Here is a 15,281-nt window from a genome sequence, read left to right on the forward strand (position 1 = left end):
GCCGGCGCCACCACCGTCGTCCCCATCACCGTCACCATCCCCCAAAACGCCACCCCCGGCGACCACCCCGCAGGCGTCACCGCCTCCGTCGACGCCATCTCCGGCCAAGTCCGCGTCCACAACCGCGTCGGCGTCCGCCTCAACATCCGCGTCAACGGCACCTTCGCCGCCAAAGTCACCGTCAACGACGTCCACACCGCCTACACCTGGTCGTGGAACCCCTTCACCCCCGGCACCGTCGAAGTCACCTACACCCTCGCCAACACCGGCAACGTCCGCCTCGCCCCCGACAGCCGCATCCTCACCTCCACCTTCGCCGGCGAAAACGGCTGGGACGACACCTCCGAAGCCAAAGCCCGCGAAATCATGCCCGGCGGCAGCCGCACCTTCACCGCACGCGTGACCGGCACCTGGCCCCTGGGACCCATCGGCACCACGATCATGGCCATCCCCTCCCCCGCCGGCAAACCCCTGCCCGGCGTCACCGCCGAACGCGTCGCCATCGACACCACCGTCTGGGCCATCCCCTGGCCCCAGCTCACCCTCCTCCTCCTGCTCGTCATCGCCGTCCTCACCCTCCGCCTCACCAGCATCCGACGCCGCCGCCGCATCGAAAAGCTGATCATCCTCAACAGCCGCGGCACCCCCCTCGGAACATGAGCCGGCGTCCCCCTTCCAGCCCCGCAACCGACATCCGCCCCTCAGGAGGTGGCACCATCAACAGACCCAGGCAACCGATGCCGGTTCAGCGGCCTCCGGTCCGGGGCCGCGTGCTCGCCCTCGCGGTCGCCTTCGCGCTCGGCGCGCTCGTCGCCGGCGGTGCGGTGTTCGGGATGACCCGGCCGAGTTCGATCGAGCAGATGGCCGACCAGATCCGCGCCGAGTCCGCCCTCCGGGACAAGACGCAGATCAAGACCCTGACGGAGCTGGCCCGCACCACGCGGGACCGGCTTGTCCCCGTTCTCGACGGGCTGGGCCGGGCCCTGCCCGCCGACGGCACGGCGGGGCCGGTCGTGGTGACCGCCGCCGACGTCGAGAACTGGCGGAAGGCGGCCACCGCGGCGGTGGAGGGCTTCGCCGACCCGCCGTCCGGTGAGACCGCCACCAACGTGGCGAGGTCGAGTCTCACCTCCGCCGTGCGGCAGATCGCCACGGCCGTCGACACCTACGCCGCCGCGCGGGACCTCACCGGACCGGCCCGCACCACCGCGATGGACCTGACCGTGCGGCAACGCGCCGACGCGCTCTTCACCTGGTCGGTCGGAGCCACCGCCCTCGACGCGGTGAACGTCGACGCGGGCTACGGCCACCAGCACGTCTTCCTGCCGACACCCGGCGAGGGGGAACTCACCCCCGACAACGAACCCGAGGGGAATCACGACTCGTGAAAAAGACACTGACCTACGTCCTCACCGCCCTGATGGCCGGGCTCGTGCTGATGCTCGGCGCACCGGCGGCCTCCGCCCACGGTGGAGCGATCAAGCTGGAGGTGACGGGGGACGGCGCCGACAACGTCAACGTGCTGGCGACGTACAAGAAGGACGGCCACCCGGTCACCGAGATCGTCGAGGCGACGCTGTCCGCGACCTCGGCCGACGGCCGTTCCTTCGGGCCGGTGCCGCTCAGGTCGGCGCCCGAGGGCCAGAACCTCTACCACGCCGCCGAGCCGCTGCCGAACGGCGACTGGAAGGTCACCGTGACCGCGACCGAGCCCGCCAAGGCGGCCACGACGGTGAAGGTGAAGGCGGGAGAGATCTCCGTCTCGCCCGTGGCGGCGACCGGTCCCGCATCGGCGTCCGCGCAGAGCAAGGCGGCCGCGGCGGCGGACGACGAGGGCGCGATGGGCATGCCCCTCAAGATCGGCATCATCGCTCTCGTGGCGCTCCTCGCCGTCGCGGCCTTCATCGGCCTCGCCCGGCGCAACCGGGCGAGCGTCGGTCGCTGAAAGAGAGCCCAGGTGATCGGGCGACTGAACCCCGGCACGGCCTGGAGCGGCGATCACCACGATGGGCCGGGATGAGGATCCCGGCCCATCGTGGTGTTGTCCCGTGACGGATCAGGGGCTCGTGCAGGTGAGGGCGGGGGTGGCCGCCGCGCCGTTGGCGGTGAAGCCGAAGGTGGTGGAGGCCCCGGCCGCGACGGAGCCGTTGTAGGCGGCGTTGCGGACGGTCACGCTGGAGCCGGACACGCTCTGCGTGCCGTTCCACAGACTGCTGATGGTCTGCCCGCCCGGCCAGGTCCACTTCACCGTCCAGCCGTTGACCGCCGAGCCGCCCGCGCGGACCGTGACCTCCGACTGGAAGCCGCCCGGCCAGCTGTTGACCGTCGTCAGGGTCGCCGTGCACGCGCCCGTGACCGGTGGCGTGGGGCTGGGGCTGGGGCTGGTCGGTGGAGTCGGGCTCGGGCTCGTCGGCGGGGTCGGGCTCGGCGAGGTGTCGGGAACGCTGTTGAGGGCGTTCAGCGCCGCGGTGTAGGCGGGCTTGGGCTGGTAGCCGGAGTCCCACATCATGGGGGCGCCATAACCGGGGAACGTCCCGGGGATCCAGGAATGGCCGTCGTCCACGCCCCACTGTGAGACGCCGACGCAGCGGGCGACCGCCAGGCAGGCGTTCACGACCTTGCCGTAGTCCGTGCCCTGCTGCTGCAGTTCGGAGGAGTCGGCCGGCATCGGGATGCGGTCGTCGAGTTCGGTGATGGCGACGTCCAGGCCCAGGTTGGCGAAGCGCTGCATGTTCGCCTGCAGGGACGAGGGAATCTGGCCGACGATGAAGTGGCTCTCGAAACCGATGCCGTGCAGCGGGACACCCCGGGACAGCAGCGACTGGGCCAGCGAGTAGAGCGCGTTGCTCTTGGCGTTGGTGCCCTCGATGTTGTAGTCGTTGATGTACAGCTTGGCGTCCGGGTCGGCGGCGTGCGCGGCCCGCAACGCGTTCGCGATGTAGTCGGCGCCCATCGCCTTATAGAACACGTCCTGGCGCAGCGTGCCGTCCTCGTTGTACGGCTCGTTGATCACGTCCCAGGCGTAGACCTTCCCCTTGTAGTGGGTGGCCTCGGTGGTGATGTGGTTCTCCATCACGCCCTGGACCTGGTTCAGCGGCAGGCTGCTGACCCAGGATGGCAGTTGGGCGTGCCAGACCAGATTGTGGCCGCGTACCCGCATGCCGTGGGACTGGGCGAAGGAGACGATCTGGTCACCCGACCCGAAGTTGAACGAGCCTCTGGACGGCTCGGTGGCGTCCCACTTCATCTCGTTGCCGGGGGTCACCATGTCGAACTGGGCCGCGGCGAGGTTGACCTCGGCGCTGATGCCGAGGTCGCCGCGCGTCAACGCGGTGCCGAAGTAGCGCCCCTTGGCCTCGGCCGACGCCTTCAGCGTCGACGCCGCCTGCGCGGGCATCGCCAGGCCGGCCGAGACGGCGGTGGCCGTGGCCAGAACGGTGGCCAGAACGGCGGCCAGTCCGCGGGCGCGGCCTCGTGACCGGTCGATCGGATGGTTGGGCGGTTCCATCTCAGCCCTCCAGTGGTGACTCGGATGCTGTGTGTGAACATGACACGCGGGCGTGGGAACAGGACCGAGGGTCTGCGGCGCTCCCGTGACCAGCTCGGCTCCGGACCTGTCCGGGGAACGGCCGTCGATTGTTAGCGCTAACAACTGACTTCTCGACGTTCCCTCAGCCCGATGGCGGTGAGTGGAGCAAATACGGCTCGAACCGGTTCGTCAAGAACGCGACCGTGCTCCCCATCGGAGGCTCCGCCTCTTGCGTGCCGTTTCACCACCGCGTACTCGCCCCGGCCCGCTTCGTACGCGCGCTTCCGTCACTGAAACGTTCACCACATACGGAGCCGGTACGCATCCCTTATGGGGAAGACGTGGAGGTGCCGGCGTCCGGCAGTGGGAAACGGCGCAGCTGGAGTTTCTGGATTTTTCCCGAGCCCGTCTTCGGCAGGTCGTCAATTATGTCGAAATAGACGGGCAACTTGTATTTGGCCAGGCGGGGGCGGAGAAATTCGCGCAACTCGTCGGCGGTGACACTCGTGCCGGGACGGAGAACCACGAACGCGCGGCCGACCTCACCCCAGGTGGCATCGGGTACGCCCAGCACCGCGACCTCGGCGACGGCCGGATGCTCGAAGATCGCGGCCTCGACCTCGGCCGGATAGACGTTCTCCCCACCCGAGATGTACATGTCCTTGACCCGGTCGACGACGTACAGGTGGCCGTCCTCGTCCAGAACGGCGACGTCTCCGGAGCGGAACCAGCCGCCGTCGGAGAACGCGGCGGCGGTCGCCTCGGGATTGCGCCAGTAGCCGGGGGTCACGTTCGGCCCCTGGATGAGCACCTCGCCCGGCTGCCCCGGCGCGGCGTCCGTGCCGTCGGGCCGCACGACCCGCACGTCGGCGAAGAACACCGGCACTCCCGCCGAGCCCACCTTGCGCACGCTCTGGCTGGCCTCGAGGAAGGTGGCGCCGGGAGCCGTCTCGGTGAGTCCGTATCCCTGGCAGAACACCAGGCCGCGTTCCTGGTAGGTGCGGATCAGCGCGGCGGGGATCGACGCGCCTCCGGACATCAGGGTGCGCAGCGAGGACAGGTCCGCGCCCGCCCACCTGGGTGACCGGGCGAACGCGGCGAACATCGTGGTGACCCCGAACATCCAGGTGACCCGGTGCTTCTCCATGAGGTCGTAGCACTCGTCCACGTCCCACGACGGCATGATCACCGAGCATCCGCCCTTGAGGAAGGTGGGCAGCAGGGTCTGGTTCAGGGCGGCGACGTGGAAGAGCGGCGCGCTGATCAGCGTCACCTCGTCGCTGGCGACGTCGACGCCCAGCAGGAGGTTGAAGCAGTTCCACACGAGGTTGCCGTGGGTGAGCATCGCGCCCTTGGGCCGCCCGGTCGTACCCGAGGTGTAGAGGATGAGCGCCGTGTCGTCCAGCCGCACAGGCGTGTCGATCGGGGTGGGGTCGCCCTCCGCGAGCCAGGTCTCGTATGCCCGCTCCCCCGGCCCCGGAGCGCCCAGAACGACGACCTGCCGGAGGGAGGCCGCGGTGTCCGGCGGCAGGGCCCGGACCACCTCGGCGCACTCGGGCGCGTAGACCAGGACCGCCGCACCCGAGTGGTCCAGCATGTAGTCGATCTCGGGCGCGGCCAGACGGAAGTTCAGCGGTACGAAGATCGCCCCGAGCAGGTGCGAGGCGAACATGGTCTCGGCGAAGGCGACGTGGTTGCGGCCGAGGAAGGCGACCCGGTCACCGGCCCCCACCCCCGCCGCACGCAACCGCGACGCCAGCCGTGCCGTCCGTTCGTGAACCTCGGCGTAGGTGAAGGGCCGGTCCTCGAAGACGAACGCGACCCGGTCCGGTGTCATCTGGGCCCGGCGGGCGGGCCACCCTCCCAGTCCGGCGTTGCGCATCGGTGTTCGACCTCCTGTGAGCTGGGGGGATCAGGGAAGGCGCCAGGACCGAGCGGGCGCGGCGGCCCGGGACCGGCGGACGAGGCCGACCTGGGAGTCGACAGCGGCGGCGCCGGAGACGGCGCCCGTCACGGATCAGGCGTAGTGCCGGTAGATCACCCGGGCGACGCAGGCCGGCTTGTTCGCGCCCTCGATCTCGACGGTGAAGTCGAGCAGCATCTGGACGCCGTCGCCGGGGACGTCCTCGACGGAGACCACGACGGCGGCGAGGCGGATCCTGCCGCCGACCTTGACCGGGCTGGGGAAGCGGACCTTCTCCAGCCCGTAGTTGACGCTCATCTTCACGCCCTGGATGTCGAGCAGTTCGTTGAACAGCGGGATGACCAGGGACAGGGTGAGGTAGCCGTGGGCGATCGGGCCGCCGAACGGCCCGTCCGCGGCTCGGACGGGATCGACATGGATCCACTGGTGGTCGTCGGTGGCGTCGGCGAAGGTGTTCACCCGCTCCTGGGTGATCTCCAGCCAGCCGCTGTGGCCGAGATCCTTGCCGGCCAGCGCCTTGATCTCGTCGAGCCCGTGCGCGGTGGTGGTCATGCGTCTGTCGTCCTCTCCTGCGTGCCGAGCCCGAGCAGGCGTACGGCGTTGTCCTTCAAGATCTTCGGGCGGACCTCGGGCTTGATCTCGAGCTTGTCGAAGTCGGCCAGCCAGCGGTCCGGGGTGATCACCGGATAGTCGGAGCCGAAGAGCACCTTGTCCTTGAGCAGCGTGTTGGCGTAGCGCACGAGCTGCGGCGGGAAGTACTTCGGCGACCATCCCGACAGGTCGATGTAGACGTACGGCTTGTGCGTGGCGACGGCCAGCGCCTCGTCCTGCCACGGGAACGACGGGTGGGCCAGGATGATCCGCAGCTCGGGGAAGTCCACGGCGACGTCGTCCACGAGCATGGGATTGCCGTACTTGAGCCTGATGCCGCCCCCGCCGGGAACGCCCGCGCCGATGCCGGTCTGGCCGGTGTGGAACAACGCCGGAACGCCGAGCTCCTCGATCGCCTCGTACAGCGGGTACGCCACGGGGTCGTTGGGCGCGATGCCCTGGATGCTCGGATGGAACTTGAACCCGCGCACGCCGTGCTCCTGGACCAGCCGCCGCGCCTCGCGCGCGCCCGCCCGGCCCTTCCAGGGATCGACGCTCGCGAACGGGATCAGTACGTCGGCGTGCTCCGCACAGCTCTCCGCGACCTCTTCGTTCGAGATGCGCGGGTGCCCGGTGGCGTGCTCGGCGTCGACGGTGAACACCACCGCGGCCATCTTCCGCTCCCGGTAGTACGCGGCGATCTCCGTGATGGTCGGCTGCCGGTGCCCGTGGGCCTTGAAGTAGTCCGCCGAGGCGCCGAACAGCTCGGGGCTCAGCGAGCCGTGCCCGTCCTTGGAGATCTCCGCGTGCGTGTGCACGTCGATCGCGACCAGGTCGGCGACGTTCATGACCGTCATGTCAGACTCCCTGTGCGTCCTCGGCGGGGACCTTGGGCGCGGGGATGCCGTACGTCTCCGGCTCGGCGCCGACTCCCGACTGCCAGGAGGCGGCGATGGTCTCGGCCGTCCATCCTCCGTCGGCGAACGCGACGGCCTTCTCCGCGGGGTGCGACCACAGCGCGAGGCGGTCGCCGCCGATGCCGATCGCCTGGCCGGTCACGCCGGCGGAGGCGTCCGAGGCGAGGAACACGACGAGCCCCGCCACGTCCTCGACCGTGCCCAGCCCCTCGTCCTTGCGCAGCCACTCGGGGAACGGCTTCCCGGTCCGCTCGGACTCCTCGATTACCGGGGCGAAGACGGGGATCGTCTTGGTCATCTCCGTCGCCGCCACCGGCACGACCGCGTTCACCGTGACGTTCGCCCTGGCCAGCTCCATCGCCCAGGTCCTGGCCATCGCCACGATGCCCGCCTTGGCCGCCGCGTAGTTGGTCTGCCCGAAGTTCCCGCGCTGGCCCGCGGGCGAGGAGATCAGGATCAGCCGGCCACCGGTCCCCTGCTCACGCATCCGGATCGCCGCGGCCCGCGCGCAGGTGAACGTGCCGCGCAGATGCACGCCGATGACCGCGTCGAAGTCGTCGTCCGTCATCTTCCACAGGACCCGGTCGCGCAGGATTCCCGCGTTGGTCACCATCACGTCGATCCGGCCGAACTCCTTCACGGCCGTGTCGACCAGCCGGTCGGCCACCTCGGCGGACCCGACCGGGGCGACGACGCTCCGCGCGGCGCCGCCGCCGGCGGTGATGGCCTCGACGACCTGCGCGGCCGCGTCGGCGTCCACGTCGTTGACGACCACCGCCGCCCCGGCCGCGGCCAGCGCTTCCGCGTAGGCGCGGCCGAGCCCGCGGCCCGCACCTGTGACAACGGCGACCTTGCCGGAAAGATCCATGGGTTCCCCCTGAGTTGTACGGCGAATGGCGCGAATATATGACACTATTGTGACGACCGTCAAAGATGTGCACAACATATGTGCGACACCGGTCCCCATGGCGCAGCGGAGCCGGGTGACGACCGAGGTCAGGCCAGGACGACGTTCTCCAGCCACTGACCGACGCGTTTGACCACCTCGTCGTCGAAGGTGCGGGCGTCGACGTTGTCGGCGTGGATCTCGATCACCGGGAACCCGGCCGCCTCCAGTGCCCTGGCCGTGAAGTAACTGCCGCGAGGGTCGTCGGAGACCAGATGGACCACGCCGTCGATGCCGTGCAGGCGGGCCTCCTTCACGTACCACTCGCTCGACCACGGCGGGGTGTAGAGCTGGTCGGTGAAGGCGGCGAAGCGCGCCGCGAGCGCCCTCATCGGGTCGTCGCCGTAGCGGATGTACCCGTCGGCGGCGATGGCCAGATACATCGACCAGACGAACACCGCGCCGTACTCGTCCTGGAAGCGCTGGTAGAAGCCCATGTCGTACCAGAGGCCGCGGCCGATCCACATCAGCCGGGCCCGCTCGTCCGGGCACGCGGCCTGGCCCGTGTCGACCCGTTCGCGCACCTCCTCGTAGAAGCGCTTCGCGATGTCCCTCGCCCACTCGGTGCCGCGGTGCCACTGCGGGAGCATGACGCTGGGGATGCTGTCGACGACGCCGAGCGGCGCGGGCCGGGTGCGGGCGATGAGGTCGCGGGTCTTCCTGTTCCACTCCTCCTGCTCGTTGACCAAAGCCATCACTTCCCGGAAGCGGGACTCGCTGAAGCGTCTTCCGGTGGTGGTCTCCAGGAACCTGACGAGGTTCTCCAGCTCCGCGGTGAGCAGGTCCAGCCTGGCCGGGCCGACGGCCTGCTCCCAGCGGTGCGGCATCAGCTCCCACCAGTTGGCGGGGACCTCGTTCTCGGCGGCGCTTTCCAGCGGATAAAAGGTGACCCCGGGCTCGTGGCCCCAGATGTCGAAGACCTTGCGCGTCACGTCGCCGGAGGCGTCGCCGACGACGATGTCCGGCTTCGGCAGGCCGCCCCACGGGCCGGCCTCCGGTTCCGGATCGAAGGCGGAGCCGAGGGTGACCGCGTTGTACTGCTCGGAGTAGTCGGGGTAGCCACGCTCCCGCACCAGCTCCAGGTAGTGACCCGAGCGCTGCTTGGCCGCCACCAGGGACGCCCACCATTGGCTGACCGCGTACGGGATGTCCATCGTGCGGAAGATCTCGTGCGGGACGTCCGCGTTCAGCAGGGCGAACGGCTCGCCGGCCGCCACCCGCCGTCGCAGGTCGGCGAACCATTCGCGCTGGTGCCTGCCCGCCTCGGCCGCGGTCGCGAGGGATTTCACACTGCGCATGGATGTTCCTTCCGCAGGGCGGTCAGGTCGGCACGCCCGTACTCCTGGCGCTCCAGCAGCACGGCGGGGATGTCGAGCGCCGCGCGCTGCGCCGGGAAGTCCCAGGCCGGGGCCTCGTCGCCGATCCTGGAGTAGGCGACGAAGAGCTCGGCCCGGCAGTGCCGTACGGCCCGCGCCGCGTGCGCGGCGCGCTCGCCCACCGTGGCCCGGTGCGCGGTCGGGCCGCTGTGGTGGTAATGCTCGGCCAGCGCGTCGAGCCCGCCCGCGCCGACCGGTCTGTCCGGGTGCGGGCCGCCGAAGGAGTGGTCCTCGCCGACGATCACGTAGCCCTCGGACTCGACGGCCTCGTACACGTGCGGCGTGTCGTGGTCGCCGCCGCTCAGGAAGACGCGCCGCCCGGCGTGTTCTCCGAGCTGTCCCGCCTCGGCCAGCAGCCGTTCCAGCAACGCGATGTGCTCGTCCACGGGCAGGCCCGGGTCGGCCACCGCGAGGAACTGCCGGCCCGTCAGGCGGGCGGGCACGGCCCGGCGGAGCTCGGCGACGGCGGCCAGCAGCCGGCGGCGCTCGTCGTGCGCCGCCACCGCCCCGGCCAGGTCGAGAGGGCGGCCGGTCCAGGCCTCCAGCCTGGCCGCGAACTCGCCGATCCTGCGCCGGTTGTACCGGGCGGTCGTGCGGTGCGGCAGGTGCAGGATGTCCACGAGATACGCCTCGGGCAGCTTCGTGCCGGGCTCCACGCGGCGCAGCTCGCGCAGCGCGTAGAACAGCCGCAGGGACGCCTCGCAGTCGTGCGAGACCACGATGTGGTCCAGGTCGCCGAAGGCCCCGTCGAGCAGCCGGGTGAGCACCGAGCGGGCCATCGGGTCCACCCCGCGGCCCAGGTAGCGGTCCCCGAGCGCGGAGCCGGACTCCGGGTCGCCCGTGAGGCGGAACGCACGGACCCCTGCGGCCGTCAGCAGTTCGACCGGCATGTCCGCCCCGACGTACCCGACGACCGGCGTCCGGTCGCCGGCCGGGCCCTTCGGGGAGGCCGGAGGCGCGCCGCGCCGGGCGTACGCCTCCTCCAGCGCGGCGAGCGCCGTGGGCATGTCAGATCACCCCCTCTCCGGCCAGGGCCTTGAGCTCGTCGTCGGAGTAGCCGAGCAGGCCGCCGTAGATCTCCGCGTTGTGCTCGCCGAGGCCGGGCGCCGGCCGGTCGAGCCCGGCCTCCGAAGCGGAGAAGCGGATCGGCACGCCGGTCCCGTACAGGTCCCCCTGGGGGCCCTGGCCCGGACGGTGGCGCGGATGCTCCAGCGGCACGACCTCCTCGCGCTCCAGCACCAGCGGGTCGCGCACGGCGTCGCCGGGCTCGCGCACCTCGGCGGCGGGGACGCCGTGCCGGGTGAGCGCGTCGAGGATCGCGTCGAGCGGGCGGTCCGCCGCCCACGAGGCCACCAGCGCGTGCAGCTCGCCGGCGTTGGCCACGCGCGCGTCACGGGTGGCGAAGCGCGGGTCCGCGGCCAGATCGTCGCGTCCCATCGCCGCGAACAGGCCGCGGGCGAACGCGTCGGTGGGACCGCACAGCGCGAACCAGCCGTCCGCGGCGGGGAACGTTCCGAACGGCGCCAGCCTGGGCACCGTCGTCCCCGTGCGCATGGGCAGGCCCAGCTTCTCGTACGCGTCGAACGGCTCACACGCCACCAGCGAGGTCAGCGCTCCCAGCATCGACACGTCCACGTGCTGGCCCTGGCCGGTCGCGTCGGCCCGCAGGACCGCGGCGAGCGTGCCGATCACCGCGTACAGCGGCGCGACCAGGTCGCCCACCGGCAGCCCGAAGCGGACCGGCGGCTCGCCGGGCGCGCCCGCGGTCATCATCACGCCGCTGAGCGCCTGGATGATGGTGTCCATCGCCTTTCCGGAGCCCGGACCGCCCTGCGCGCCGAAGCCGCTGATCGACGTGCACACGATGCGCGGGTTGATCGCGCTGGCCCAGTCGTGGCCGATGCCGAGCCGCGCCATGACGCCGGCGCTGTAGTTGTCGATCATGATGTCCGACACCCGGACCAGCCCGGCCAGGATGTCGCGGGCCTTGGGGTGCTTGAGGTTGAGCGTGACGCTCTGCTTGTTGCGGCCCCGCAGGAGCATCGACACGGACATGTCGTCGTCGCCGTGACGCGCCAGCGTCAGCCCGTCCGCGCCGAGATAGGGGGCGTTGTTGCGGGAGCTGTCGCCGCCGGTCAGCGGGTTCTCCACCTTGATCACGCGGGCGCCGAGCCCGGCCAGCAGCAGGGTCGCGTACGGACCGGACAGCGCGGTGGTCAGATCGATCACCGTGCGGCCGGCGAGCGGACGGTCAGCCACGCAGCACCACCTCGTCTCCCTCCCAGTGGAACTCCGTCGTCAGGCCCGCCTGTCGCGTGATGCCCTCGATGTACGACACGACCCGCCGCCCCTCCTCGTCGTCGCCGAGCGGCACCGGACGGCCCGCGCCGTCGATCCAGCAGGGCACGATTCCGGCCGAGACCAGGCCGGCCGAACCGCTGCCGTCCCGGTCGAACCGGCAGACCGCGATCGCGGTGTTCCGGCTCTCGGGATGGAAGGGGTAGTACGGCATGTCCGGGTCGGGCGCGAAGCCGTACAGCTCGACTCTGCGGCGCGCCCACTCGGCCCGTTCGCCGGCGTCGCCCGTGGCGGGCGTCAACGCGTGGGTGACGGTCACGAAGTTGCCCAGGCCGTGGTAGATCGGCCTGCCGCGGTACATCTCGACGCCGCGCATGATGTGGGCGTGGTGGGCGAACACGGCGTGCGCGCCGGCGTCGATCGCGGCGTGCGCCACAGGCCGCTCGTACATCGCCAGCACGGCGGGCGTGTGCCCGACTCCCTTGTGCAGCGACACCGTCACGACGTCGGCCTCGGCGGCCAGGGCCGCCACGTCCTCGGCCATCCGCTCCAGAGTGGCGGGGTCGGCGAAGGTGTAGACGGCGGGCGGCCCGCCGGGGCTGGCGTGGTCGAGTTCGTAGTGGGTCAGCACCTTGACGTAGGCGCAGCCGGGCTTTCGGCTGGTCGCCCAGGACTCGCGGGGGCCGACGCAGTTGTAGCTGAGCACGCCGATCCGCAGCCCGTCGCGCTCCACGACGGCGGGGCGGCGGGCCTCGTCGAGGGTCAGGCCGGCGCCCGTCGTGGTCAGCCCGGCCTCGGTCGCGTATTTGATCGTGTCGGCCACCCCCTGGTCGCCGACGTCGTAGACGTGGTTGCCCGCGAGCGTCACCACGTGGAAGCCGGCCTCGGCGACCGCGGACAGCGCGGCGGGATCGGCGGGCGGGGCGGGGACGTCGGTGCTGACCTGAGCGGTGGACGTGCTGTGGGGAACCTCGATGTGGCCGATCACCACATCGCCCCGGCCCAGCGTCTCCCGGGCCGGGGCGAAGAAGGACGCGGGGTCGGGCTCGTCGACGACGAGGTCGCCGACGGCCATTACCGTGAAACTCAAAGAGGTGGTCTCCTCCTCCAGGAGGCGTTCGTCGGGAATTTGCGCCGCGCGCCCGGAGTAGCGCGACAGGAAGGCCCGCAGGCGGGGCGAGGCGGGGTTGTCGAAGATCTCCTCGGGAGCACCGGTCTCGACCACCCGGCCGTTCTCCATGAAGACGCACCGATCGGCCACCTCGCGGGCGAAGCTCATCTCGTGCGTCACGATGATCATGGTCATTCCGCCGCGGGCCAGGTCGAGCACGACGCTCAGCACCTCGTCCACCAGCTCGGGGTCCAGGGCGCTGGTGGGCTCGTCGAACAGCATGATCCGCGGGTTGGTGGCCAGGGCCCTCGCGATGGCGACGCGCTGCTGCTGGCCCCCCGACAGCATCCGGGGATGGGCGTCCGCCTTGTCGGCGAGCCCCACGCGCTCCAGCAGCCGCAGCGCCTCCTCGCGGGCCTTCTCCGGCCTCCGTCTGTGGACCAGCACCTGCGCCTCGATGACGTTGCGCAGCACGCTCCAGTGCGGGAACAGGTTGAACTGCTGGAAGACCATGCCCATGCGGCCGCGCTGGGCGGCCACCCGCCGATCCGGCAGGGGGCGCAGGTGGCCCCGGTGGAACTCGTAGCCGAGCAGCTCCCCGTCGAGGTGCATGGCCCCGCCGTCGATGCTCTCCAGCTGGTGGACGCAGCGGACCAGGGTGGACTTGCCCGAACCGGACGGGCCGATCACGGTGACGACCTCGCCCTCGTGCACGTCCAGGCTCACCCCGTCGAGCGCCACGTGGTCGCCGAACCGCTTGCGCACGTCGCGGACGCGCAGGACCGGCGTGCCGCTCACCGCTGCCTCGCTCACCGCTGCCCCTTTCCGAAGTGCCGCTCCAGGCGCCGCTGGCCGAAGGACAGGCTGATGACCACCACCAGGTACCAGGCGCAGGCCACGATCAGCAGCGGCACGATCTCGTATGTCCTGTTGTAGATCACCTGCACCGAGTACAGCAGGTCGGCCATCGCGATCACGCTGACCAGGGAGGTGCCCTTGAGCAGGCTGATGAACTCGCTGCCGGCGGGCGGGACGATCACCCGCATCGCCTGCGGGAGCACGACCTTCACGAAGCTCTGCCGCGCCGTGAACCCCATCGCGCGGGCCGCGTCGCGCTGGCCGCCGTCCACGGCCAGGATGCCGGCCCTGACGATCTCGGCCATGTACGCGGCCTCGTGCAGGGTGAGCCCGATGACGGCCGCGGTCAGCGAGCTGATCACGGAGTTGGTCGGCCACGAGACGAACGTCGGGCCGAACGGGATGCCCAGCGGGATCCGCGGCAGCAGATAACCGAGGTTGAACCAGAAGATCAGCTGGACCAGGGGCGGGATGCTGCGGAAGACCGTGACGTAGACGCCGCAGGCCCAGGCCACCGGCCGGAAGCCGCTCAGCCTGCCCGCCGCGAGAAGCACCCCGAGCACGCTGCCCAGCAGCATCACGATGACGGTGAGCAGCAGCGTCATGCCCAGACCGCGCAGGACGTTCGGGTCGAACAGGTACGTGCCGGCCACCGGCCACTCGAACCGCGGGTTGGTGACGAGGAACCAGGCGAACTGCGCCACGAGCACGAGCAGCACGGCCCCGGCCACCCACCGCAGGGGGCGGACGCGCGGCCGGGCGGCGGCGACGTCCACGGACTGTGGCGCCCCGGCCTGTGGTGCCGCCGTCTGCGGTGCCACGCTCATTGCGTCGCCGCGGTGTTCATCTTGGGCTCCGGCACCGCCACGCTCTGGAGCCCGTACTTGTCCATGATCTTCTTGTACTCGCCGTTCTTGAAGATCTCCTTGAACGCGTCGAGCATGACCGGGCCGAGGCCGCTGGACTTGGGCACGAGCATCGCCAGCTGGTCGACGCCGGCGCCCTGCTCCTCGGTCTGCGTGACGTAGGTGAAGGCGTCCTTCTCCTTGGAGAGCACGTCGAGGGCGGCGCTCTCGGTCATGCCGGCCGCGTCGGCCCGGCCGGACTTCGCGGCGAGGATGGTGCCGTTGGTGTCGGCGAAGCCGATGAAGTCGAGGCCCGGCTTGCCCTGCTTGGCGCACCACTCGGTCAGGCGCTTGGCCTGGTCCTCCACGATGCTGCCGGCGGTGCCGGCGACGCGCTTGCCACACAGGTCACCCGAGCTCTTGACGGCCGAGGACCCCGCCTTGGGGATCAGATAGGAGGTCCGGGTGACCATCCACACGAGCGCGTCGAACTGCTTCTCCCGCTCGGCGCTGTCCTTGACCGGGCCGTTGAAGGCGTCGTACCGCGAGGCGAGCATGCCGGACAGCGCCGCGGGCAGGCCGCTGACGATCGAGATCTCGGTGCGGACCCCCAGCACCTTGCCGAGGGCGTCCTGCAACTCCTTGTCGATGCCCGTGACGGTCTTGCCGTCGTTGGCGACGATCCGATAGGGCGGGTGGGAATCCCCGGCAAATCGGATGACGCCCGCTTCTTTGATGCCATCGGGCAAGGCGTCGTACAGAGCCGTCGCACCGGCCGGCCGCTGTGTCTCGCCGTCGCCTCCACCGCAGGCTGCGACGCCGGCGAGGGCCAAGGCCGCCGCACCCGCGAGGATGGTCCTGGGCATTCTCATGGTGGTCCTTCCAC

Annotated in this window: 13 protein-coding genes and 2 pseudogenes; 3 read left to right on the plus strand and 12 right to left on the minus strand. The window is 70.8% G+C overall.

Annotated elements, in window-relative coordinates; translation table 11 throughout:
• From BXA11_RS43570 to BXA11_RS39975, 3 genes and pseudogenes are all read left to right on the plus strand, one after another.
• Positions 1 to 660 (plus strand): annotated as a pseudogene (locus BXA11_RS43570) (hypothetical protein); the annotation flags it as partial.
• Between the two features lie 77 nt (positions 661 to 737).
• A complete protein-coding gene (locus BXA11_RS39970; RefSeq protein WP_076443169.1) occupies positions 738 to 1,388 on the plus strand; it encodes a hypothetical protein in 651 nt (216 codons plus the stop codon).
• Positions 1,385 to 1,945, plus strand: coding sequence for a hypothetical protein (locus tag BXA11_RS39975; RefSeq protein ID WP_051762859.1), 561 nt, complete (start codon positions 1,385 to 1,387; stop codon positions 1,943 to 1,945). Before BXA11_RS39970 ends, BXA11_RS39975 begins: the two co-directional genes overlap by 4 nt.
• A 111-nt stretch (positions 1,946 to 2,056) precedes the next feature.
• Here the strand turns inward: BXA11_RS39975 and BXA11_RS39980 are convergent, their stop codons facing one another.
• The 12 genes and pseudogenes from BXA11_RS39980 to BXA11_RS40035 form a co-directional block, all read right to left on the minus strand.
• On the minus strand, positions 2,057 to 3,508 hold the full coding sequence (locus BXA11_RS39980) for a glycoside hydrolase family 10 protein (RefSeq protein WP_083744935.1): 1,452 nt from the start codon (positions 3,506 to 3,508) through the stop codon (positions 2,057 to 2,059).
• Between the two features lie 349 nt (positions 3,509 to 3,857).
• Positions 3,858 to 5,411 carry an acyl-CoA synthetase gene (locus BXA11_RS39985; RefSeq protein ID WP_076443171.1) on the minus strand — a complete coding sequence of 518 codons (1,554 nt, stop codon included), beginning with the start codon at positions 5,409 to 5,411 and terminating at the stop codon, positions 3,858 to 3,860.
• A 135-nt stretch (positions 5,412 to 5,546) separates the two neighbouring features.
• A complete protein-coding gene (locus BXA11_RS39990) occupies positions 5,547 to 6,005 on the minus strand; it encodes a MaoC family dehydratase (RefSeq protein ID WP_030512388.1) in 459 nt (152 codons plus the stop codon).
• Entirely contained in the window at positions 6,002 to 6,892 is an 891-nt protein-coding gene (locus BXA11_RS39995; RefSeq protein WP_076443189.1) for an amidohydrolase family protein, read from the minus strand. Before BXA11_RS39995 ends, BXA11_RS39990 begins: the two co-directional genes overlap by 4 nt.
• A gap of 10 nt (positions 6,893 to 6,902) precedes the next feature.
• Positions 6,903 to 7,829: an SDR family oxidoreductase gene (locus tag BXA11_RS40000; protein WP_030512390.1), complete on the minus strand. Its 927-nt coding sequence runs from the start codon at positions 7,827 to 7,829 to the stop codon at positions 6,903 to 6,905.
• Between the two features lie 128 nt (positions 7,830 to 7,957).
• Positions 7,958 to 9,205, minus strand: a complete 1,248-nt coding sequence (locus BXA11_RS40005) for a 2-hydroxyacyl-CoA dehydratase family protein (protein WP_076443173.1) — start codon at positions 9,203 to 9,205, stop codon at positions 7,958 to 7,960.
• A complete protein-coding gene (locus BXA11_RS40010; RefSeq protein WP_076443175.1) occupies positions 9,193 to 10,290 on the minus strand; it encodes a 2-hydroxyacyl-CoA dehydratase family protein in 1,098 nt (365 codons plus the stop codon). Before BXA11_RS40010 ends, BXA11_RS40005 begins: the two co-directional genes overlap by 13 nt.
• A gap of 1 nt (position 10,291) precedes the next feature.
• Entirely contained in the window at positions 10,292 to 11,542 is a 1,251-nt protein-coding gene (locus BXA11_RS40015) for a CaiB/BaiF CoA transferase family protein (protein ID WP_076443177.1), read from the minus strand.
• Positions 11,535 to 12,656 (minus strand): CapA family protein, encoded by a 1,122-nt coding sequence (locus BXA11_RS40020; RefSeq protein WP_076443190.1) that lies wholly within the window; start codon positions 12,654 to 12,656, stop codon positions 11,535 to 11,537. The genes BXA11_RS40015 and BXA11_RS40020 overlap by 8 nt, the downstream gene beginning before the upstream one ends.
• 75 nt (positions 12,657 to 12,731) lie before the next feature.
• Positions 12,732 to 13,505, minus strand: a pseudogene (locus tag BXA11_RS40025) (amino acid ABC transporter ATP-binding protein); the annotation flags it as partial.
• Positions 13,502 to 14,377: an amino acid ABC transporter permease gene (locus BXA11_RS40030; protein WP_076443178.1), complete on the minus strand. Its 876-nt coding sequence runs from the start codon at positions 14,375 to 14,377 to the stop codon at positions 13,502 to 13,504. The gene BXA11_RS40030 and the pseudogene BXA11_RS40025, both read right to left, overlap by 4 nt.
• On the minus strand, positions 14,374 to 15,267 hold the full coding sequence (locus BXA11_RS40035) for a transporter substrate-binding domain-containing protein (protein ID WP_239105328.1): 894 nt from the start codon (positions 15,265 to 15,267) through the stop codon (positions 14,374 to 14,376). Before BXA11_RS40035 ends, BXA11_RS40030 begins: the two co-directional genes overlap by 4 nt.
• Between the last annotated feature and the right edge of the window lie 14 nt (positions 15,268 to 15,281).

This window comes from Microbispora rosea, from assembly GCF_900156315.1.
Lineage (GTDB): Bacteria > Actinomycetota > Actinomycetes > Streptosporangiales > Streptosporangiaceae > Microbispora > Microbispora rosea.